Raw genomic sequence first — 20,827 nt, forward strand, 5'->3', positions numbered from 1 at the left:
GAGAACGCCATGTTCGGTTTCGATACCCTGGACCTGTCGCGCGCGCAATTTGCGATGACGGCCATCTTCCACATCCTGTGGCCCATCTTGACGATCAGCCTGTCGCTGTTCCTGTTCGTCGTCGAGGCGCTGTGGCTGCGCACCAGCGACCCCGTCTACTACCGCCACGCACGCTTCTGGAGCAAGTTGCTGGTGCTCAACTTCGCCGTCGGCGTCGTCAGCGGGATTCCCCTGGAATTCCAGTTCGGCACCAACTGGGCGCCGTTTTCGCACCATTCCGGCCAGTTCATCGGCAACATCCTCGGCTTCGAAGGCGCCATGGCCTTCATGCTGGAAGCGGGCTTCATCGGCGTCATGATGTTCGGCTGGGGCCGTGTACCGAAGGGCGTGCACCTGTTTGCCACCGGCATGGTGGCGCTGGGGTCCAGCATTTCCTCGTTCTGGATCATGGTCGCCAATTCCTGGATGCAGACGCCGGCCGGCGTGCGCGTGGCGGACGGCAAGATCATCGTCACCGATTACGTGGCCGCCATCTTCAATCCCGACATGGCCTGGGCCGTGGGCCACATGTGGGTGGCCGCCGTGGAAACGGGCTTGTTCGTCATCGCCGGCATTTCCGCCTGGTATATGTTCAAGCGCCGCGAACCGGCCTTCTTCGCCCGCTCGTTCAAGCTGGCGCTGATGTTGCTGCTGGTCATCGCACCGTTGCAAGTGTGGCTCGGCGATTCCAGCGGCGTCGACGTCTTCAAGACCCAGCCCGCCAAGGGCGCGGCCATCGAAGGCCACTGGCACACGAACCGCGATGGCGAAGGGGCCGCCTGGTCCTTGCTGGCCTGGCCCAACCAGGCGGAGCAAAAGAATGACTGGTCCGTCGAAGTGCCCGGCATGCTCAGCGTGATCGCCACGCATAGCGCCACGGGCAAGATCACGGGCCTGGCCGACATCGCCCGCGCAGACCAGCCGCCCATGCTGCCGCTGCTGTACTACGCCTTCCGCGCCATGGCCGGCATCGGCATGTGGTTCGTGCTGCTGTCGTTCTGGACCTTCGTGGCCTGGCGCAAGGTGGGCGGACGGGTGCAGGAGTTCGTGCGCAACCGCAAGCTGCTGCTGGCCTGGGTGCTGACGATTCCGCTGCCCTACATCGCCGTCGAGTGCGGCTGGATCGTGCGCGAAGTGGGACGCCAGCCGTGGGTCGTGTACGGCTTGCTGCGCACGCGCGACGCAGTCTCCGACGTGGCGGCCCACGCCGTGGCCGGCAGCATGCTGATGTTTGCCGTGTTTTACGTCGTGCTGTTCCTCACCTTCTTTGTGTTCGCCAAGAAATGGCTGCAACAAGGCCCGGACGTGGCGCTGCCGCTGCCGGACGCCGCCCATGCCGTGGGGTATTGAAATGCGCCGCCATCTGACTAGGAGTATGTAATGGATATGAATTCGCATGCCATGCTGGGCAATGCCTGGTTCGGCTTGATCGGCCTGATGCTGATCTTTTACGTCGTCACGGACGGCTTCGACCTGGGCGTGGGCATCCTCAGCCTGTTCACCCGCCGCGAGCAGGAACGCAACCTGATCTTCCAATCGATCGCCCACGTGTGGGACGCCAACGAAACCTGGCTGGTGGTGGTGGGCGGCGCCCTGTTCGGCGCCTTTCCCAGCGCTTACGCCACCTTGCTGGAACAGCTGTACATTCCCATCATGCTGCTGATCGCCAGCCTGATCATGCGCGGCGCCTCGATCGAGTTCCGCCATGCGGCCGGCAACAAGCGCCTGTGGGACGTGGTCTTCGGCGTGGGCAGCCTGCTGGCCGCCGTGGCGCAGGGCGTGGTGCTGGGCGAGGTCATCACGGGCTTGCAGCCGGGCCCGCTGAGTGCGGTCTTCACGGCCTGCACGGCGCTGGGCGTGGTGGCCGGCTATTGCTTGCTGGGCAGCACGTATCTGATCAAGAAGACGGGCGGCCTGCTGGAAGCGGCGGCGCGCCGCTACGCGACCACCAGCGTGCTGGCGACGGTCGCGGCCGCCATCGTGCTGTCGGCCGGCACCATGGTCTTCAGCGCCATCGGCCACGACCGCTGGGCGCAGCCGGGCGTGTTCGGCGTGCTGCTGGCCCTGGCCGCCATCGCCGCCAGCGCCTTCATCTACATCCTGTGGGCCGTGCACGTGAACGGCGTGCGCGGCCCCTTCCGCGGCGCCATCGTGCTGTTCCTGGCGTCGTTCGCGGGCCTGGCCATCAGCTTTTTCCCGGATCTGGTGCCGGGCAAGCTGAGCATCGCGGCGGCCGCGTCCGATGAACCGACCCTGATCTTCATGCTGATCGGCATGGGCACGATGCTGCCGATCATGATCGGCTACAACCTGTTCCAATATTACGTCTTCGAGGGCAAAGTCGTGCCCCGGAAACATTGATTCACATCACAGCATGCGTCTTCCATCATGATCATTCGCCCCACCACCAACTGGTTCCGCATGCTGTTTGTCTGGGATGGCTCGGTGCTGCAAGCCATCATCCCGCAATTGCTGCTGATGCTGGTCGTCAGTTCGCTGGCCTTGCTGACGGATGGCCGTATCTTCGGCGTCAAGATTCCGCTCGATACGGCGCCGTTTCCCATGGTCGGCATCAGCCTGGCGATCTTTCTCGGCTTTCGCAACAACGCCAGCTATGCGCGCTTCGTCGAGGCGCGGCATATCTGGGGGCAATTGCTGATCGCCGCGCGGGCCCTCGCTTCGCAGGCGCTCACGTATCTGCCGCAGGAAACGAGCGGCCTGGACCACGAGTTGCTGCTGCGTCGCCTGGTCGCCTTCGTCTACGCGCTCAAGCACCAGTTGCGCCAGACGGACCCGCAGGAAGACCTGCTGCGCTACCTGCCGGCCGAGGACGTGCAGCGCTTGCAGGGCGTCAACTTCAAGCCCGTCGCCATACTGCATGCGGTGCGCGCCATGCTGCACGACGCCGTGCAGCGCCAGCCGGGCCAGACGCAGCTGCTGTGGATGCTCGACACCCAGCTCAACGACCTGGCCGCCACCGTGGCCGGCTGCGAGCGCATCAAGAACACGCCGATACCGTATCCGTACGGCGTGCTGGTGCACCGCACCGTCTACATGTATTGCTTCCTGTTGCCGCTGGGCCTGGTGGACGCCATCGGTGTGGCCACGCCCCTCATTTCCGTCTTCGTCGCCTACACCCTGTTTGCGCTGGAAGCCATCGCGCAGCAGATCGCCGAACCGTTCGGCCTGGCGCCCAACTGCCTGGCCCTGAACGCCATGACGCGGGAAACGGAACGCTCGCTGCTGGAATTGCATGGCGACCCGCTGCCGCCGTCGATACGGCCCTGCCCGCGCTATCAGATCAACTAATTTATATGCCTAACAAAACCGTAGCGAGCGGATGTGAGTTGTGGCTGAGAAGCGTAGCTGTGCGAATGCACAGTGAGCATCGCAGGCCGCAAATCGCGACGCGCAGTAGGTTTGGTTAGGTATAGGAGGAAAAAATCATGGAATGCGATATCGACATCACCACCATCGAGCGCGACGGCTACCTGGACGTTCCCATGGTGCGCCACCAGGGGGGCGTGGCCACGGCGGGCCGCGACATGGTGGCCGAGGAGTATCCCGTGGCCCTCGTCTACAACGGCATCGCCCACGCCGTGATGATGGCCACGCCGCGCGACCTCGAGGAATTCGCCGTCGGCTTTACCTTGACCGAAGGCATCGTCGGCAGCGTGCGCGACATCTACGACCTCGACGTGTGCTGCGGCGAGGATAGCGCGGAAGTGCGGCTGACCATCGCGCAGCCAGATTTGATCAAGCTCAAGGCCCGCCGCCGCGCGCTGACCGGGCGCACGGGCTGCGGCGTGTGCGGCATCGAAAGCCTGGCCCTGCTGGACCTGGTGCCGGAAAAGATCACGCGTCCCCTGCCGCCGCTGGTGGCCAGCAGCGCCATCCTCGGCCGCGCCGCGCGCGAACTGCTGCCCTACCAGGAGCTGATGCACAAGACGGGCGGCGTGCATGCGGCCGCCTGGTGCACGGCCGAGGGCGCCATCGTGAAAGTGTTCGAGGACGTGGGCCGGCATAACGGCCTCGACAAGCTTATCGGCTACCTGGCCCTGCACCGCATCGCCATGCACGACGGCTTCGTCTTCCTGTCCAGCCGCGCCAGCTATGAACTGGTGCGCAAGTCGGCACGCATGCATATCGGACTCGTCGCCACCATCTCGGCGCCCACCTCGCTGGCCATCCGCATCGCGCGCCAGGCCGGCATGCAGCTGGCCAGCTTTTGCCGGCGCGACGGCTTTGTCGATTACACGGCGGGCGAAGATAGCGGCCAGCATGCACCTTAGCATGCACCTTGAACGGCAAATGCTGCATTCTTTGCTGTAAAGCAAGTGCACGCTTGACTTGCCATCGCTGCGGGCTTTCAATGGTCATTGTTTCCATTAATTAACTTTGTCCGCGTGCCAGCACACGGCGCGGCAGCGATGAAAGGAAGACGCGATGGCCCTGGCACAGGAGCAGCATCTGGCGGACACTTGGCAAACGGGCGGCTTGAAGCCGCGCGCCTGCGACTGCGGCGGCACCGTCTTCACCATCCTGCACCAGCGGGTGATGGCGGACATGCGGCGCCGGCAATTTCTCGGCGGCGCGGCCGCCATTCTGGCGCCCTTCATCGGATTATCCACCAGCAACGCCATCGCCCAGCAGCCGCAAACGCCCCAGCGTCCCCTGCTGCTGACCAATCTGCGCCTGTTCGACGGCACGGGCAAGGCGCCCCGTTCCGGCATCCACGTGCTGGTGACGGGCCCGACCATTACCGCCCTGTTGCCGGCCGGCGAAAAGGTGGACGGCGCGCAAGTGATCGATTGCCAGGGCAAGCTGGTGATGCCGGGCCTGATCGACGCCCACTGGCACACCATGCTGGCCGCCATCAACCAGGTGACGGCCATGACGTCAGATATCGGCTATCTGTACCTGGTGGCGGCGCAGGAAGCGCAGCGCACCTTGCTGCGGGGCTTTACGTCCGTGCGCGATCCGGGCGGCCCCGCGTTTGCATTACAGCGCGCCATCGATGAAGGCATCGTCGACGGCCCCCGCATCTTTCCATCGGGCGCCATGATTTCGCAAACCTCTGGCCATGGCGACTTCCGTTTGCGCTCCGACATCCCCCGCGCGGCGAATGCGCCGCTGGGCATGGCGGAAACGGCGGGCATGGCCATGATCGCCGATGGCGAAGCGGAAGTGCTGCGCCGCGTGCGCGAGCAATTGATGCTGGGCGCGACGCAAATCAAGATGATGGCGGGCGGCGGCGTCGCCTCCATGTACGACCCGCTCGACAGCACGCAGTATTCGGAGCGCGAACTGCGCGCCGGCGTGGAAGCGGCGGCCGACTGGGGCACGTATGTGATGACCCACGTCTACACGCCGAAAGGCATACAGCGGGCCATCCGCGCAGGCGTGCGCAGCATCGAGCACGGCCAGCTGGCGGACGACGACTCCGCGCGCCTGATGCGCGACACGGGCACGTGGTGGAGCCTGCAACCGTTCCTGCAAGACGCGGATGCAAATGTGTATCCCGATGCGGCGCGCAAGGCCAGCCAGAGGATCGTATCAGAAGGCACGGTGAGGGCGTATGCGCTGGCGCAAAAGTACGGCATCAAGACGGGCTGGGGCACGGATATCCTGTTCAACGCGAAAAACACGCCCACGCAAGGCCGCCAGCTGGCGAAACTCACGCGCTTTTACGACCCCTTGACCTTGCTGGCGCAGGCGACGGGGCAAAATGGCGAACTGCTGGCCCTGTCCGGCCAGCGCTCGCCCTACCCGGGCACCCTGGGCAAGCTGGCCGCGGGCGCGCTGGCCGACTTGCTGGTGGCCGATGGCGACCCTGCGAAAAACCTCGATTTCCTCGCCCAGCCGGAAGAAAACCTGCTGCTGATCATGAAGAACGGGCGCATCTACAAGGACAAATTGCGCGCGCCATTGGCAAGCTGAAGACTGGCGCGTTGGCAACGGCGTTGGCTTGCCGCATAATGCGCGCATGTTCAAACTGACTTTTCTCGGCACGTCTTCCGGCGTGCCCACGCGCTACCGCAACGTCACCTCGCTGGCCCTGCAAACCACGCACAACCGCGACTGGTGGATGATCGATTGCGGCGAAGCCACGCAGCACCGGCTGCAGCGCCTGCCCCTGTCCGTGCACGACCTGGTGGGCATTTGCATCACCCACGTGCACGGCGACCACAGTTATGGGCTGCCGGGCTTGCTGGCCAGCGCCTCGATGACTGGGCGCAAGAAGCCCTTGCTGCTGATCGCCCCGGCCGCCATCAAGGCCTGGATCGACGCGACCTTGCTGCACACGGAACTGTTCCTGACGTATCCGCTGATCCACATCGACGTGGACAGCGCGCCAGTGGTGCACGAAGAAGCCGGCTTGACCGTCTCGCGCCACGCGCTGTCGCACCGCGCACCGAGCGTCGGCTACCGTTTCGCGCTGGAAACGAGCAGGTGGAAGCTGGACAAGGCGGCCCTGCAAGCGGCCGGCGTGCCGCCCGGTCCCGCCTGGGGACTCTTGCAGGCTGGCCAGGATGCGCTGCTCGACGATGGCACGGTCTTGCGCGCCGTCGCTTTCCGCCAGACGGAAACGCAGCGCGCCACGGTGGTGGTCGGCGGCGACAACGACACGCCGGCCTTGCTGGCCGACGCTTGCGCAGATGCGCAACTGCTCGTGCATGAAGCCACCTACACGGAAGCCATGCTGCAGAAAGTGGGGCCCGGCCCCACGCACAGTTCCGTGCAGCGCGTGGCGCAGTTCGCCGAAGCGGTCCGCTTGCCGAACCTGATCCTCACCCACTTCAGCGCCCGCTATCACCATGCGGAAGGCATGGCCGAGCTGGAAACGGAAGCGCGGCTGCATTACTCGGGCGAACTATTCCTCGCGCGCGACTTCGACAGCTATGAACTCGACGCGGCCGGCGTGCTGACCAAGCTGCCGGCAAAATCGTCGCTCAGTGGGGATTGACGCCATACTGCGCCGCATACTCCGCGGCCAGCGCGCGCGCCGCCTGCTGCTGTGACGGCGTGAGAATTTCCAGCAACTGGTCGCGGTTCTTGATCGATTGCGCGCTGCCCGCCTCGGCCGGCATGGCGATCCACGCATACGCCTGCACGTAATCGAGTTCCACGCCCTGCCCCTGCGCGTACAGCAAGCCGTATTCATTCTGCGCCGACAGGGAACCGGCTTCGGCCGCCTGCTTGTACCAGAACGCCGCCTCGGCATAGTCTTGCGGTACATCAATTCCCTTGCGGTAAGCCTGCGCCAGGTTGAATTGCGACTGGCCATCGCCCGCCTCGGCCGCCTGGCGGCCATACGCGAGCGATTGCGCCATGTCTTGCGCGACGCCATCGCCGCCCGCATACATCAGGGCCAGATTCGCCAGCGATGGCGGGAACCCCGCTTGCGCGGCCGCCGTGAACAATTCCACCGCTTTCGGCAAATCCTGCGTCACGCCATGGCCCTGGTAATACAGGCTGGCCAATAAATGCTGGCCGGCCGGGTCGCCCGTGCGCGCCGCCGCATCGAATTGCTTGAAGGCCTCGGCATAATGACCGTCGTTATAAGCGAGGATGCCCGCTTCATTCAAAGATTCAGGAGAGGGGCTCATAAAGATTCCTTATTCGGGGATTTTTTGGCATTGTACACAGCACTGTTCCGCGCAGAATGCACGATAGGAAATCGTGTGGCGCATTGCCGGATTCATGCAGTATGATCATTCTCCGCCTGATGTAATCCACGCATTGTGCACTCGTGCCCGACCATAAATATCGCCATGAAACTGATCGCTCTGCTTTTATCCCTGATTTCCACCTCGGTCTATGCTGGTACCTTGCATCTGGATAAAGCCGCGACAGGCAAAGTGCGGCAAGCCGCAGATATCCGCTATGCGAATCACGATGAAAAACAGACGTATCGGCTGAAAATCGGAAAGCAGTGGATGAATGGCAGTTGCAGCAGCAGCGGCACGGGCAATTTGCACGCGCTGCTGCTGGACATGAATTTCGACGGCCATGCCGACCTGTGGGTCACCGGATACACGGATAGCCAGGGACGCATCCGCTGTTCCGATGTATGGTTATGGGATGCGCCAGCGCAGCAATACCGTTTCAATCAACCCTTGTCAGCCATTCCGAATCTGAACATCAACATGGCCGAGCAAAGAATCGAAGGGGGCATTCCCAATTGCGGCTGCGCGGCGCAATGCTTTTATGAAGACAGCTATGCGTGGCGGGGCAACACATTAATCGCCATCGCCCGGCGCGCACAGGATTGCGAACGCTATCGGGAATACCGCTTGAATGACAAAAACCATTTGATTATCGTCAAGGATGAAATCATCGATAGCGGCAATCCCGGCCAGCAGGCAATCGAGAATACGAAAATCTTTGACTGGCAGCGCCATGCGCAAACCATGCGCAAACCCTGGGAATGAGGTTTATCCAGCCTCATTTTCGCCACAGACACGACACCAGCGAGTAATGACATGACGACACATCCAGCTTCCATTACCTTCCATCCCGCCAAGGCGGAAGACACTCCGGCCTTTATCGACTTGCGGGGCAGGACGCGGCAAAACGCCGTGTCCGCGGAACGCCTGGCGGAAGTGGGCATCACGGCCGACACCTGGGCGGAAATGATGCATTCGGGCAGCCTGCCTGGCCACGTCTGCCATCATGACGGCCAGCTGGCTGGCTACTGCTTTGGCGAGCGCGACACGGGCGAAATCATCGTCCTGGCGCTGCTGCCGGAATTCGAGGGGCTCGGCATCGGCAAGACCTTGCTGGAACTGGTGATGACGGAACTGCGCGCGCACGGTCATCAACGACTGTTCCTCGGCTGCTCCGACGACCCCGCTTCGCGTTCCTACGGCTTTTACCGCTACCTGGGCTGGACCTCGACGGGCGAGACGGACAAATATGGCGACGACGTGCTGGAGTTTCGCTTTGCGGCCCAGGCCTAGCGTCTAGCCTGGCACGCGGCTGGCATCCCACACGCGCAGCATCTGCGTGATGGCGCCATCCAGCACGGCGTAGCCCACGCCATCGCGGGTCTGGATAGCCACGCCCGACAGAAAGCTGTCGAAGACGGACGCCAGCGCCACGGCATCCATATCACCAGGCAATTCGCCGCCAGCCATGCCCCGCTCGACGCAGTGCACGAAGCCGGCACGCGTGCGGGCGCGCGATTGCGTGAGGGGCGCGGCCACGGCCGCATGCTCGGCCGTCGGCGCGCTCATGCAACCGAGCGCCACCATGCAGCCGGGCGGGTGGCCCGCATCGGACTGCATGCTGGCCGACTGGCGCAAGGCCAGCTCGATGGCCGCGCGCGGCGCCAAGCCATCGTCCCACAGGCATTCCGTCACGCGCGCAAACGTGTCCAGATAGCATTGCGCCGCTTCGCGGAACAACGCTTCCTTCGAGCCGAACGCCGCATAAAAGCTGGGCGCGGAAATGCCGCCGCCCAGGCTCGCCTTGAGCTGACTCAAGGACGTCGATTCATATCCCTGTTGCCAGAATAAAAACATGGCCTGCTCGACCGCCGCTTGCCGGTCGAACGTGCGCGGCCGTCCCATTTGCGCCATCCATCGTTCCTTTTCATCTACCCGTATGCTACTTACATACTACTCGATACAGAAGTCGTTGACAACGCGGCACGCCATCGCCTATATTTGTACCGATCGATACATATGTACCGCAACGACGCTCAGGGGCACTCCTGCGCCCGGCCCACTCGTCACACTTCCAAGGAAATTTCGCTTTGAATCACGCTACGCTCACCACAGGAGCCAGCCCTGCGCTGGCCGACCGCCTCCCCGTCGCCGGCTTGCTGGCCCTGGCCATGACGGGTTTTATCTGCATCGTCACGGAAACCTTGCCCGCCGGCTTGTTGCCGCAGATCAGTACGGGACTCGGCATCAGCGCCGCGCTGGCCGGACAAATGGTCACGGCCTATGCCCTCGGCTCCCTGCTGGCAGCCATTCCGCTCACCATCGCCACGCGCGGCTGGCGCCGCCGCAACGTGCTGTTGCTGACCATCATCGGCTTTCTCGTGTTTAATACCGTCACGGCGCTGTCGTCCCACTACTGGCTGACCCTGGCGGCCCGTTTCTTTGCCGGCATGGCGGCCGGACTGGCGTGGAGCTTGCTGGCGGGCTACGCACGGCGCATGGTGGCGCCGCATCAGCAAGGCCGCGCCCTGGCGCTGGCCATGGTGGGCGCGCCCGTCGCCCTGTCCCTGGGCGTGCCGCTGGGCACCTTGCTCGGTTCGCTCGTCGGCTGGCGCGCCGCGTTCTGGATCATTTCCGCCCTGACATTGATCCTGATCGCCTGGGTGCTGGCGAAGGTGCCGGACTACCCGGGCCAGTCCGTCCATGAACGCCTGCCCCTGCGCCGCGTCTTCACGACGCCGGGCGTGCGCCCCGTGCTCGCTGTCGTCATCGCCTGGATGCTGGCGCACAACATTCTCTATACCTACATCGCCCCGTTCGTGGCGCCGGCCGGATTGAGGGAACGGGTGGACCTGGTCTTGCTCGTCTTCGGCGCCGCCGCCATGGCCGGCATCTGGATCACGGGCAAGCTGGTCGAGCGCCACCTGCGCGCCACCGTGCTGGCCAGCCTGGCCGTGTTCGCCGCGACGGCCCTCGTGCTGGGCATCGCGTCACAGTTTCCCATTGTCATTTACCTGGGCATGGCCGTCTGGGGCTTGTCTTTTGGCGGCGCGGCAACGCTGTTGCAGACGGCGCTGGCCGACACGGCCGGCAGCGGCGCCGACGTGGCCTTGTCGATGAATGTAGTGGCGTGGAATGGGGCCATCGCGGCAGCGGGCGTGGCAGGCGGCGCCTTGCTGGAAACCTGGGGCGCGGGCGCCTTCCCATGGGCCATGGTCAGCTTGCTGGTGCTGGCCTTTGCCATCGCCTGGTCTGCCCGCGCGCATGGTTTCCGGCCGGGACGGCGCAGCGGCGGCGCGCCCGTGGCCGGGCATTGAGCATCAGGGAGCCGCAGGGACACTCATGATGAGGGGCACGTGTCCCGTCTGCGCGAGGAAACGGACCAGGGTGGCATACGGCAGCGCCACCGTGGCCGTGTTGCGCAGCGGGTGCTCGACGAACCGGACATCGCCGGCGCTGCTTGCCAGCCAGCGGGACAGGGTTTCTTGCATGGAGGCTCCTCAGCGCGGACGCGATGAAGAGATTGTAGCGGCGCGCCGCATGCTGCGCTTGCCGTCAAGGCGGGTTCTCGTCCTTGTCGGCCTTGTCGGCCGCCGCCAGCCCCCAGTCATTCCAGCCTTCGCCAAACAGCTCGATCGGATGCTGCGTGCGTTCGGAACCATTGCCGCAGCGCATGGCATCCGGCGGACAATACTTGTCGCAACCCCAGCAGATGCGTTCGGGGTTCTTCGGGTTTAAGGGAAAGGGCTTGGCCATGGGAGGCGATCGTGGTCCGTTGAGGGTTCCTTGTCGACTCTAGACCTGGCGCGGGGGGAGGTCAAACCAATTTCAGCTAGAAACTTGTCCAATATCAAGCTTGTGCAGATCGTGGAGCATCGGCATGGCCCCGTCCCCTACTCTTTATCTTTTCTGACGGATATGGCCACTTCCAGCACGATACGCGCCACATTGACACCGCCGTCGGCGGCCGGCTGTGCCTTCAGCTCATCTTGCGCGTAGACCATCGTCACCATGGCGCCAGGCACGAACAGGCTGATGTCTTGCTTGTGGTTTATGTAGATGCTTTCGTCCACTGTCGAGCCATTCGCCAGGCGCAAGGTGAAGCTGTTGACCTGATCGCCACGGCGGCTGTCCTGGCCCGCGAAATACGTGCGTTCGATGATGCCCGTCAAGGTTTGCGTCGGGAGGCGCTGGGCCTCGATGCTTTCCCACCAGGCTACGGAAGCGAACAAGCCATGCCTGCCTTTCAGGCCCATGTGGGGCCTGGCACTGTCGAGGGTGAGGGCCTGGGTTTTGGCGACGCGGCCGGGATCTTTTGCCAGGGCTTCAGCGAGGGTATAGACGGGTTTCATCAGCTGCGGGAATTGTTAAAAACAGTCGCTCAATGTTTGCGCCGGATGACGTAAGCGTTGCCGGCAGGCTCGAAACCGAGCGTCGGATAGTAGGACATGGCGTCCGGGGCGGAGAGCAGTATCAAAGACACGTCGTCGCCGATGATGGCCTGGGTGCGCTTGACAAGTTCCTTGCCGATACCCAGGCCCTGGTACCGCTGGTCGACGGCCAGGTCCGACAGATAGCAGCAATACGCATAATCGGTCAGCGAGCGGGCCAATCCCACCAGCTCATTATCCACCCAGGCCGACAGCGAGAGGCAAGGCGCGGCGAACATGCGCGCGATTCTCGGGAGATTGGCGGTCGGGCGCTTGATGCCGGATTGATCGAAGACACGGACGACATCGAGCGGATCGAGGGGGAAGTTATGGCGATATTCGACAGTGCTGTTTTTCATGGATTCAAAAGTGGAAAGTGATCGCGCATGGGAATAGCTTGTTTCTGCAAACTTTACTCAGATTCGCATATGCATTGAATAGTATGCCAGTTGCGGGAGAGAAAGGCTGTTCCCGTCCCCACCGCGCCTGTGACGCTCATTCCGATGTCCGGAACTTCAAAAAGCGTTGGCCTTCATACTCCACCTCGCGATCAAATAGGAAGCCGATTCTTGCCAGCCCCTTGACGCGAGTGCGGCTGGGCGGCAGCAGGATGCTGACCGGGCCAATGCCCAGTTCCAGCCGGCGGTGCATGAAATGGCGCGCCAGCGCCGGCCCATGTCCCCAGAACCCGGGGAGCAATACCAGTGCCAGGTCTGCTTCGTCCCCTTCATTCTGAAAACCGCCCCAGCCGGCAAACGCGCCATCCACCCGGATAGCCCACGGTCCATAGCCATTCGCTTGCCACTGCGCGTCCTTGCCTTTCGCCCATTCCGCAATAGCGCCATCCGTCCAACGTTCGGTGGCCAGTGGCATATGGCGGATGACGTCCGGGTGATTCAACAGAAGGAGCCATTCTTCGTGGGGAATATCGGAAAACGGGTGAAAAGTAAAAGCCATGTGCGTTCAGTCAGTTGAATGAAAAGCCGATGAACTTATCATCGTGCCACGAAAAGTACGTACTCGCCAACGGAGAACAAAAACGGCGGATCCGGGATTGCAGACTGTAGAATGCAAAACCTTTCATATCTCTATCTGATATCGAACAGACTTGGCAAGGAATGTAAATATGTTGGCACCGTTACGTTTGAATAGATGCATGTACGCTTCCTTGGTCGTCGCCGTTTTTCTTATTGCTGGCGTCTCATCGGCACTCGCGGCCACGCTTGACGAAGACCGGACACGCGGCGACATCCATGGCTTGTTTGAAATCAGGGAGGCCGCAGTACAGTTCATTACAGCAGAAAACTCCAAAAATGGCACAAGTTGGCAAGTCCTGGAGCCGAACCGGAAGATTCTGGTGACAAAATGCGCGGCAGCTTTGAGCGTGAAATGGGTTCCGCAAAGCCACGGCCTGTCTGGGCCGAATGTTGCCGTGAGTTGCGCCAAGACCGTCAATCCCGCGATACAGCATAAATGGGAAGTGTTCGTGCCAGTTAGCCGATAAAGGGGGCATCGCGCATAAATGATCGCTTGGCAAGCCAAGGTCGAATGGGCGCGAGGGCCAGTTCCGCCATTGGCGCATGGACAAAGGCGTTGGACGTCGTCGATGCCGGCTCAATTGAAACGCAAGCCACGAAATAGATATCAAGGCAACAGGGCCATGGGCAAATAAAAGCAATCCTCCCGCACCGGACCTGACAACATGCGATAAAAAAGCCAGTCAAATGACTGGCTTTTCTTATTATGTCGGACTTTCCTGAAACTGTTTTGCACTATCACAAATCTCATACCATGCAGGCTTGGAGCCAACATGCACATGGAATTGTATTCTTGCCTCAGGGTCATCATCCAGGCAATTGACTGAGATGGGAAATGAATCATTCTCTGAGCCAATTTCCCCTAAAGAAGTTCCGCATTTTTTGCAAAAAGTTCTTGCATATGTAAACGGAGGCTCCGGCTCATAGCGTTGAATGAATTCCCGTCCCGCCAGCAAGGTAAATGAATTTTTATCAACGAAGGCCAGGGTGTTCGCTCCGGCCTTCCGACAACGGGAACAGTGGCACATGCCCATCATGCCCGGGGGGGATGCCAATTCAAACTTTACCGAGCCACAGCAGCAACTGCCTTTGATCATGAGGAGTCCTTTTTGAAAGTTGACACTGTATTTTTACACAGTATTTCCAAACAGACAAGGCACACATGATTCAGAAAACACCGCGCGCGGGGCTGCCGCGCAGCGGGGCATTGCTGCCGCATCACCGGATACCGGCAGACTATTCTTGGCCATCAGGGCCAGATCATCTCCAGACCGACCATCTTGACGACGAAAAAGGTGACGAGCCCCAGGCCCAGGAGCGTGAGCACGAAGAGTGCGGCCACCTTGCCGCCCGCGCGCAGCACCGCGCGCGCCTCTTGCTCTTTCCCCTTCTTCCCTTGATCGTAATGCCACTTGATGGCGAAGAACATGCCCGTGCAAAGCACGAGAGCCTTGAACGTAACGAAGACTATAGGGGTCCAATCCATCATTTTGAGTATTTCCAGGTGTTATTACTTGATACTGTCTATCGTGAGGAGCACATCCCCAAAACGCCGCTTCCGCAACTACGGTTCAAACCATCCCCCAGGGCATCCTGCGCGACTCTTTCATTATAGCCAGCTATGAAATATCAAGAGCACCGAGCGCCGTGATTTGCCGAATGCGGATGAGCGAGGTGAAAACGTCAGCGACGGCCATGCAAGGATGGTGTTGCTGCAGGTTCTGACACATACTACTTTAAAACAATATCCATACATTGAGACAAAATGTCCCAGTTGCAAACCATACAAGATTGAAACCTGACCATCTGCTTGCCGCGCCTGGCCGGGAATAATGGGCCGCGTTTTTTTGCGGGTTGCGGAGGCGTTGCAGGCGGCGGTGGCAGCAGGATCGCTGACACCGGGTGACCGCCTGCCTCTGCAGCGCCGGTTGGCGGCACGTGTGCGTCCCCCTCGAATTACTCGGGAAAACCATTGCCAACTGCAATAGTCGCCGCCTTCACCGCAATCATTTCGGCCCCGGGGAGGCCCCTGTCAGCATTGGTCAGCACCGCCACATACAGCTGTTTCTCGGGCAGACGCAATGCGTAGGTGGAAAAGCCGGGAATGCCGCCGCCATGTGACTGCATTGGCATGCCGCGCATCTTGCGCACGCTCCATCCATAGCCATAGGGAACACTTTTGCCGTCGGCCAGGACATGGGCGGTAAACGCTTTCTGCTGGCTGGAAGGCTTAAGCAGTGTGCCGGCGCTGACGGCGGCATCCCAGCGCGCCAGGTCGTCCACCGTGGACACGAGCGCTCCGGCCGCGTACGGCAGCGTCATGCTGACCGCCTTGCCTGGCTCGAAGGCGGAGCCGGTACTGCTGCGCGTATAGCCCCTGGCGCGCATCGCACTGCCACGCTCATGGCCTTCGTACGCGCTGTTGTGCATACCGAGCGGCACGAAGATGCGCTGCTCGACGAATTTGGCATACGACAGGCCTGAGACCTTTTCGATAATTGCACCCAGCAAGAAGTAACCCGAATTACTGTACGCATAGCGCGTGCCTGGCTCGAACTGGAGCGCATCGTTCTTGAAGCTGTCTATCATCTGACTCACCGTCTGATCCGTATTCATTCCCGCCTCAAAGGTCGGCTTGTTGGTAAAGTTTGCGATGCCCGAGGTATGCGTCAGCAGATGCTCGATCGTAATGCGCTTGCCACCGCTGGGGTAGTCGGGAAGGAACTTCTGGATGTCGTCGTCCAAAGCCAGCTTGCCTTCATCCGCCAGCATCAGGATGCCGGTGGCGGTGAACTGTTTGCTGATTGAAGCGATGCGCATCACGGTGTCCGGGGTCATGGGCAGGCCCTTGGCCACATCGGCCATGCCATACGCCTTGCGAAACACGGTAAGGCCGGCCTGCGTGACAATGACGGTGGCGCCAGGCTCGTTTGCCTTGAACAGGGGCGCGATCTCGCTGTCGATACGTGCGGCCAGCGCCACTTCTTCGCTGGCCCCAGTGACGCTTGCAGGAGCGGTGGTGGAGGCGGAGTCAGCATGGCTGGCGGGAGCTTGCAGCACCAAAAGCAGTGTCAGCAGCAGCGGTGAGGCGAGGCGACGCGAGTAAAGTTTCGACATATGGATATCCCGTTGAAAGTGGCTCGGCAGCGCGACCGTTCGCGCCAGCTCAGTAAGGAAGATAAAGAGGATGACGGCAAAGAACCAGCGGCTTGCGACGAATTGCGTTTTCGGCGGACAAGCGGAAGAAAAACGTCGTTTTTTTAGCACGCACCGGGCTGGTCGAACGGATAGCCGTTTTTGCCAGTATTTACTTGAACATACAGGCGCCTTGTTGCACAATCAGCCATTTTCCTGGTGGGAGATGCACGATGAGTGAGCAGAAAGCGGCCGGCGCCCTGCCGATGGCAGATGTGACGGCCAGCGAGATCGCGGGCGATCAAACGCCGCAGCCGGCCAGTGCCGCGCACTTGGCGAACTGCGCCAACTGCCAGGCGCCGCTGGGCGGCGCATTTTGCCAGGCCTGCGGCCAGCCGGCCCACATCCACCATTCGCTGCTGCACCTGGCCGAAGAAGTCGTGCACGGCATCCTGCACTTCGACGCCAAAGCTTGGAAGACGCTCCCGCTGCTGGTGGCCTTTCCGGGCCGTCTGACGCGCCGCTACATCGACGGCCAGCGCAAGAACTATGTTTCGCCGCTGGCGCTGTTCCTGTTCATGGTCTTCCTGACCTTCTTCGTCACCTCGTTCGGCAGCGGCCAGCTTCTCAGCCGCGACGCCAATATCGCCTCGCTGACCAACCACGCCGCGTCCGCCAAGCTCCGCGTCGAGCGCAATGAGCAGGCGCTGGAGGAGGCCCGCAAGGCCAATACCGGGGTCGCCGGTGTCGAGAAGGCGCTGGCCGTTTCGCGCAAGCTGCAACACGAAGCCGAGCAACGCCTGCTGTACGTCGCATCACCCGAAAAAGTGAACAGTGAGGAGGCAGTTGAGCTGAGAGAGCCCGGTTGGTTCGACAAGACTGTCTCCAGGATCGCGTCCAGCCCGCCCAATCCCGACGCCACTTTTCCGGAGCTGGAAAAAAGCTTTCATCACGCCGCAGAGAATCCCGAGTTGGCGTTTTACAAGCTCAAAAACACGATCTACAAGTTCTCGTTCCTGCTGATCCCGATCTCGCTGCCCTTCATGTGGCTGATGTTTTTCTGGAAGCCTGGCGTGACCATGTACGAGCATGCGGTCTTCGTGCTGTACTCGCTGTGCTTCATGTCCTTGCTGTTGACCGTGCTGATACCGCTATCGATACTCAACCAGGGCTGGCTGATCGGATTGCTGGTATGCCTGGCGCCGCCCCTGCACATGTTTCTGCAGCTACGCGGCACCTACAACCTGGGCAAATGGGGCGCGCTGTGGCGCACCTGCATGCTGCTGGTAGTGGCCAACATCGTGTTTTGCGTGTTCATTGTGCTGGTGTTGATGAAGAGTGTGCATTAGGGTCACAAAAACAGGGGGGAGGATTCGGGGCGGGCTGGGCAGGTAGGCCCAGCCCTTCGAATCTCACACGCAGGGCGCCGCCCTGCTCGTTTCCGCCAGACAATAAAAAACCGCCCGAAGGCGGTTTCTTTATTTCCTGGCGGAAGCGGTGAGATTCGAACTCACGAACAGTTTAATCCGCCGCTAGTTTTCAAGTCTTCAAAATACTTCATACAGTTCAAATGCTTACGCGTAATTTTGTTCCGCACGCAATGTTTTTCCACCACCTTGCAACGCACTGTTTTCACCGCCCCACACGGACGATGCGGAAACGTTTTTTTGTGCAAGTGTGGTCTGTACAGCCAGCGCTTAGTGGTCCGCGAAAGGAGGTAGTAAGTCTTGATCGACCAAACGGATTTCGATGGCGTTGGCTATCTTGACGTGCTCAGGGTTCTCGTCCGAGAACGGCACGTCGGTGACACTGACAATGATGGTGCCGATTTGTTTATCGTTATCCTTCTCGTCCGTGATCATCACAGGCACAAGCGCGCGGGCCTCTGGCACTTGCTGGACCGCCAGCACGCGCGGAAGGTAGAGCATCCAGCCTACGCCAGGCCGATCCTGGAATACCTGCTTCTCAAAATACTGATAGCGTGCGACATTGATGATGCTAGGTTGAAGACTACCGGCAATCATTGAGAGAAGCTCTATCACGCCATCAAGCCCCCCAAGACGTTGAATACCTTCGCCTTGATAATTAATCTCAAGGCTCCAGGCAGGCCAGTCCTCATCGTGAAACTGAAAAGTAATAGTCGCTCCATCGCCTTGCTTAAGTTCTCCATTCCATGCAGCAAAATAACGAATATTGTCGCCTTTAAACTCTGTTTCGAGTACCGCCTCGGCTGCAGGGGTGAGTTCTCCCAGGGCGTCGAAAGCTGGGTATCGAAGCGACTCCTCTTCGGTATCCCCCATCAGGAACCACTGTTTTCCCAGGGGATCAGTTTTTTGCAGAAATCGGACGATAGGCCCAATCTGTTCGACATTGGACCGGAAGGCTAACGATGTGCCGGGTGTCAGTTTTTTGAATGCGGCTTTTATTATGGTCATAATATTATGGAATGTGAAGGACGGATATTCCCAAACTGAGTAACTTTGGCTTCATATATCTGCAAGCCATCGCGGTTTGGAAGTAATACGTTAATGCGGCCGGTTTGTTTCTGCCTACGATTATTGATTGGGCCAGGGCCTGTTTCCCCATGTCAACGAAAATTTTTTCTTGAAAGGGGTATAGAAACTCACCTTCTCTATTAAAAAACTGATCGTATTCTGCTTTTGCCTCTTGCAACAAGCACATGCCAGATTTAAAGCCGTCGAAGTCTTTTCCTTCAAATAACCATTCCATGCCTGTAGGAAATCCCGTTATTCTGGCCTGATACTCCATCGAGTTTTGCGACATGTGGTGATTGACAGGCATAAGAGCACCACGGTCCGGCGGGCACTCTTTGCACTTTTCTTTTTCTTTCGTTGTGGCCTCCGTGCGCGCAATCGCGCCTGATTTAGCCTTATCGGCCTCTTCCTGGCGTTTGCGTGCCTGCTCAAGCGCCGCTTCGCCCGCAGCGCCGGCGGCGAGGCCGACACCGAGTGCAGCCAGTACACGCACTGCAACGGCCTCAACGACAGGAATGACGACAGGAATGAAAATTGCTGGCATCAGTTCATTCCCTGTAATTTGTTGCGCATAATTGCATCGATTTCATCTAGGCGCTGCTCCGGAGTCGCGCCGCGTTTACATAGATAGTCATTGACCAACGGGTCATCATGAATGCGTACGGCATCAGCAGACAGGTACATCAATCGCATAATGTGCGGTGTACTGGTGAAACCCACACGGGCAGCATAGTCATGCGCATTCTGCATACGTGCCAGAACGGCCTCCCGGCCGGGCTGTACAAGCATGTCAGGCCGGTTAGCAAGGAACTCATCGCATACCATTGAGACGAACTGGCGGGCTTCGCCTTGCTGCAGGGCCTGCCACTGTTCCTCAGTGAGCGTCAGCATGTTGCCTCCCGACCCAAACACGCTGCCCGTTGTGCAGCAGGTGCCACTCGTAAATATGGCTGAAAAATTCCTCCCGCTGCCCGGCATCGAGCGTCTGAGCAAGGTTGGCCAAGACGCGTGGGTCCCAAAAACGCAGCAAGGCGCTACGACCATCCGGCAGGCGCACCTCCAGCCTCAGTTGCAACAGTTGCGCGAGTCCATCCAAGTCTTGTGGCGAGATCAGCCAAGACAGAGAAGGAGTATCGCGCTCAAGCGCAGTCAGCTCTTCGACAAAAGACTCCGCCACGCTGGCCACATCGACCAGCCAAGGCCCGGCATGCCTGAGCGCAGCGTCCGGGGTGCCTCTGAATAGGGGAAAAAGTCCGGTGCCGGCCAGTAGCCGCTTGTTGCGTTGGGTTTGGTACTGAGCACCATCCACCAAGGCGTATAAGTGTAGCTCGGGCATCGCGTCGCGTCGCTGTTCCCACCGAATTCTGACGTCAAGCATCGTCATTCGCGGATCACCACGGGACTGCCAACGTGGGCAGCCTTGAGCAGGCAATCAAGACAGATGCCCGACGATGTGACGGCCGCGATCTGAGGCGTGGCCTCCAGAGCTGCGATCTTGTCTTCGGCTGCCGGGTCGCCCATTGACGATTCGTCCGACCAGCTCGTGGTTATTTGGCCGGAAATCAGTTTCGCACCGCAAGCGGTCATATCCATGTGACGCGCATAGCCGTTGCCGCTGCCATCCACCAGGTCGCTCGGACCTGACTTGATGGCGAAAGCCCCCTTACACTTGGGACACACTGTCATGTCACCCACGCGCGCGACATACTTGCCGTTGATATCGACGGTGAGATCGGCGCTGATGACTGTGCCGCCGTGACTGGTCTTGTCGCCCAAGACGATGAGGGGTCTGTTCAAATGATGCTCCTGTATGGGATGCCGCCACGCGATAAGTTGCATTTATAGCATACTTTTTAAATATGCCTGATAAGCACGATTCAAAACTCATAGAACTGGCTCGCGAATCGAAGCTCAATGATTCAGCGCGTTAAAGCCGATATCTACTCGAACGCCGCACCGCACGAAAAACTGCTCAAAGTGCGTCAAATCGCACTCCCCCTCTTCGCCCCGCCACGCCAGTC

The 20,827-nt window shown here is 60.5% G+C and carries 26 protein-coding genes and 1 tRNA gene; 11 read left to right on the forward strand and 16 right to left on the reverse strand.

Annotated elements, in window-relative coordinates; genetic code table 11:
• The first annotated feature begins 9 nt into the window (after positions 1-9).
• From O3300_RS16200 to O3300_RS16225, 6 genes are all read left to right on the forward strand, one after another.
• Entirely contained in the window at positions 10-1,389 is a 1,380-nt protein-coding gene (locus O3300_RS16200; RefSeq protein WP_305053515.1) for a cytochrome ubiquinol oxidase subunit I, read from the forward strand.
• 30 nt (positions 1,390-1,419) lie between these two features.
• The gene (locus O3300_RS16205) at positions 1,420-2,400 is read left to right on the forward strand and encodes a cytochrome d ubiquinol oxidase subunit II (RefSeq protein ID WP_289919071.1); all 981 of its coding nucleotides are present in this window, start codon (positions 1,420-1,422) and stop codon (positions 2,398-2,400) included.
• 27 nt (positions 2,401-2,427) lie between these two features.
• On the forward strand, positions 2,428-3,348 hold the full coding sequence (locus O3300_RS16210; protein WP_305053516.1) for a bestrophin family protein: 921 nt from the start codon (positions 2,428-2,430) through the stop codon (positions 3,346-3,348).
• 137 nt (positions 3,349-3,485) lie between these two features.
• On the forward strand, positions 3,486-4,331 hold the full coding sequence (fdhD, locus tag O3300_RS16215) for a formate dehydrogenase accessory sulfurtransferase FdhD (RefSeq protein ID WP_099664928.1): 846 nt from the start codon (positions 3,486-3,488) through the stop codon (positions 4,329-4,331).
• A 154-nt stretch (positions 4,332-4,485) separates the two neighbouring features.
• On the forward strand, positions 4,486-5,979 hold the full coding sequence (locus O3300_RS16220) for an amidohydrolase family protein (protein ID WP_305053517.1): 1,494 nt from the start codon (positions 4,486-4,488) through the stop codon (positions 5,977-5,979).
• A gap of 46 nt (positions 5,980-6,025) precedes the next feature.
• Positions 6,026-7,006: a ribonuclease Z gene (locus O3300_RS16225; protein WP_305053518.1), complete on the forward strand. Its 981-nt coding sequence runs from the start codon at positions 6,026-6,028 to the stop codon at positions 7,004-7,006.
• Here O3300_RS16225 and O3300_RS16230 read toward each other — a convergent pair.
• The gene (locus tag O3300_RS16230) at positions 6,993-7,649 is read right to left on the reverse strand and encodes a tetratricopeptide repeat protein (RefSeq protein ID WP_305053519.1); all 657 of its coding nucleotides are present in this window, start codon (positions 7,647-7,649) and stop codon (positions 6,993-6,995) included. The genes O3300_RS16225 and O3300_RS16230 overlap by 14 nt on opposite strands.
• Positions 7,650-7,814: 165 nt before the next feature.
• Between O3300_RS16230 and O3300_RS16235 the strand changes: the two genes are divergently transcribed.
• The gene (locus tag O3300_RS16235) at positions 7,815-8,474 is read left to right on the forward strand and encodes a hypothetical protein (protein ID WP_305053520.1); all 660 of its coding nucleotides are present in this window, start codon (positions 7,815-7,817) and stop codon (positions 8,472-8,474) included.
• 51 nt (positions 8,475-8,525) lie between these two features.
• A complete protein-coding gene (locus O3300_RS16240) occupies positions 8,526-9,002 on the forward strand; it encodes a GNAT family N-acetyltransferase (protein ID WP_305053521.1) in 477 nt (158 codons plus the stop codon).
• Between the two features lie 3 nt (positions 9,003-9,005).
• Here O3300_RS16240 and O3300_RS16245 read toward each other — a convergent pair whose 3' ends face one another.
• Positions 9,006-9,623, reverse strand: a complete 618-nt coding sequence (locus O3300_RS16245) for a TetR/AcrR family transcriptional regulator (protein WP_305053522.1) — start codon at positions 9,621-9,623, stop codon at positions 9,006-9,008.
• A gap of 257 nt (positions 9,624-9,880) precedes the next feature.
• On the opposite strand from O3300_RS16245, the gene O3300_RS16250 reads away from it, so the two are divergent.
• Positions 9,881-11,026 (forward strand): MFS transporter, encoded by a 1,146-nt coding sequence (locus O3300_RS16250; RefSeq protein ID WP_305053599.1) that lies wholly within the window; start codon positions 9,881-9,883, stop codon positions 11,024-11,026.
• Positions 11,027-11,029: 3 nt separating this feature from the next.
• On the opposite strand, the gene O3300_RS16255 is transcribed toward O3300_RS16250, so the two are convergent.
• The 5 genes from O3300_RS16255 to O3300_RS16275 all read right to left on the reverse strand — a co-directional run bounded on the left by O3300_RS16255 (position 11,030) and on the right by O3300_RS16275 (position 13,096).
• Positions 11,030-11,200 carry a hypothetical protein gene (locus tag O3300_RS16255; RefSeq protein WP_305053523.1) on the reverse strand — a complete coding sequence of 57 codons (171 nt, stop codon included), beginning with the start codon at positions 11,198-11,200 and terminating at the stop codon, positions 11,030-11,032.
• Positions 11,201-11,264: 64 nt separating this feature from the next.
• Complete coding sequence (locus tag O3300_RS16260) at positions 11,265-11,465, reverse strand: DUF3079 domain-containing protein (RefSeq protein ID WP_070255230.1); 201 nt, start codon at positions 11,463-11,465, stop codon at positions 11,265-11,267.
• Positions 11,466-11,602: 137 nt separating this feature from the next.
• Positions 11,603-12,061: a hypothetical protein gene (locus O3300_RS16265; protein ID WP_305053524.1), complete on the reverse strand. Its 459-nt coding sequence runs from the start codon at positions 12,059-12,061 to the stop codon at positions 11,603-11,605.
• 29 nt (positions 12,062-12,090) lie between these two features.
• Positions 12,091-12,498: a GNAT family N-acetyltransferase gene (locus O3300_RS16270; RefSeq protein WP_289906434.1), complete on the reverse strand. Its 408-nt coding sequence runs from the start codon at positions 12,496-12,498 to the stop codon at positions 12,091-12,093.
• 136 nt (positions 12,499-12,634) lie between these two features.
• Entirely contained in the window at positions 12,635-13,096 is a 462-nt protein-coding gene (locus O3300_RS16275) for a GNAT family N-acetyltransferase (protein WP_305053525.1), read from the reverse strand.
• A gap of 169 nt (positions 13,097-13,265) precedes the next feature.
• Between O3300_RS16275 and O3300_RS16280 the strand changes: the two genes are divergently transcribed.
• Entirely contained in the window at positions 13,266-13,643 is a 378-nt protein-coding gene (locus tag O3300_RS16280) for a hypothetical protein (protein ID WP_305053526.1), read from the forward strand.
• A 237-nt stretch (positions 13,644-13,880) separates the two neighbouring features.
• On the opposite strand, the gene O3300_RS16285 is transcribed toward O3300_RS16280, so the two are convergent.
• The 3 genes from O3300_RS16285 to O3300_RS16300 all read right to left on the reverse strand — a co-directional run bounded on the left by O3300_RS16285 (position 13,881) and on the right by O3300_RS16300 (position 16,443).
• The gene (locus O3300_RS16285; protein ID WP_305053527.1) at positions 13,881-14,273 is read right to left on the reverse strand and encodes a GFA family protein; all 393 of its coding nucleotides are present in this window, start codon (positions 14,271-14,273) and stop codon (positions 13,881-13,883) included.
• A 152-nt stretch (positions 14,274-14,425) separates the two neighbouring features.
• Complete coding sequence (locus O3300_RS16290; RefSeq protein ID WP_077401383.1) at positions 14,426-14,665, reverse strand: hypothetical protein; 240 nt, start codon at positions 14,663-14,665, stop codon at positions 14,426-14,428.
• A 467-nt stretch (positions 14,666-15,132) separates the two neighbouring features.
• On the reverse strand, positions 15,133-16,443 hold the full coding sequence (locus tag O3300_RS16300; protein WP_305053528.1) for a serine hydrolase: 1,311 nt from the start codon (positions 16,441-16,443) through the stop codon (positions 15,133-15,135).
• A 101-nt stretch (positions 16,444-16,544) separates the two neighbouring features.
• On the opposite strand from O3300_RS16300, the gene O3300_RS16305 reads away from it, so the two are divergent.
• The gene (locus O3300_RS16305) at positions 16,545-17,660 is read left to right on the forward strand and encodes a DUF3667 domain-containing protein (protein ID WP_305053529.1); all 1,116 of its coding nucleotides are present in this window, start codon (positions 16,545-16,547) and stop codon (positions 17,658-17,660) included.
• A 137-nt stretch (positions 17,661-17,797) separates the two neighbouring features.
• On the opposite strand, the gene O3300_RS16310 is transcribed toward O3300_RS16305, so the two are convergent.
• The 6 genes from O3300_RS16310 to O3300_RS16335 all read right to left on the reverse strand — a co-directional run bounded on the left by O3300_RS16310 (position 17,798) and on the right by O3300_RS16335 (position 20,603).
• Positions 17,798-17,889, reverse strand: a tRNA-OTHER gene (locus tag O3300_RS16310).
• 119 nt (positions 17,890-18,008) lie between these two features.
• Complete coding sequence (locus tag O3300_RS16315; RefSeq protein WP_099664945.1) at positions 18,009-18,746, reverse strand: immunity 52 family protein; 738 nt, start codon at positions 18,744-18,746, stop codon at positions 18,009-18,011.
• A gap of 4 nt (positions 18,747-18,750) precedes the next feature.
• The gene (locus O3300_RS16320) at positions 18,751-19,350 is read right to left on the reverse strand and encodes a Tox-REase-5 domain-containing protein (protein WP_099664946.1); all 600 of its coding nucleotides are present in this window, start codon (positions 19,348-19,350) and stop codon (positions 18,751-18,753) included.
• The gene (locus O3300_RS16325) at positions 19,350-19,697 is read right to left on the reverse strand and encodes a hypothetical protein (protein WP_305053530.1); all 348 of its coding nucleotides are present in this window, start codon (positions 19,695-19,697) and stop codon (positions 19,350-19,352) included. Before O3300_RS16325 ends, O3300_RS16320 begins: the two co-directional genes overlap by 1 nt.
• Positions 19,681-20,190: a DUF4123 domain-containing protein gene (locus O3300_RS16330; RefSeq protein ID WP_099664948.1), complete on the reverse strand. Its 510-nt coding sequence runs from the start codon at positions 20,188-20,190 to the stop codon at positions 19,681-19,683. Before O3300_RS16330 ends, O3300_RS16325 begins: the two co-directional genes overlap by 17 nt.
• The gene (locus O3300_RS16335; RefSeq protein ID WP_099668180.1) at positions 20,187-20,603 is read right to left on the reverse strand and encodes a PAAR domain-containing protein; all 417 of its coding nucleotides are present in this window, start codon (positions 20,601-20,603) and stop codon (positions 20,187-20,189) included. Before O3300_RS16335 ends, O3300_RS16330 begins: the two co-directional genes overlap by 4 nt.
• Positions 20,604-20,827: the final 224 nt, after the last annotated feature.

Source organism: Janthinobacterium sp. SUN206 (genome assembly GCF_030587305.1).
GTDB classification, from domain to species: Bacteria; Pseudomonadota; Gammaproteobacteria; order Burkholderiales; family Burkholderiaceae_D; genus Janthinobacterium; species Janthinobacterium kumbetense.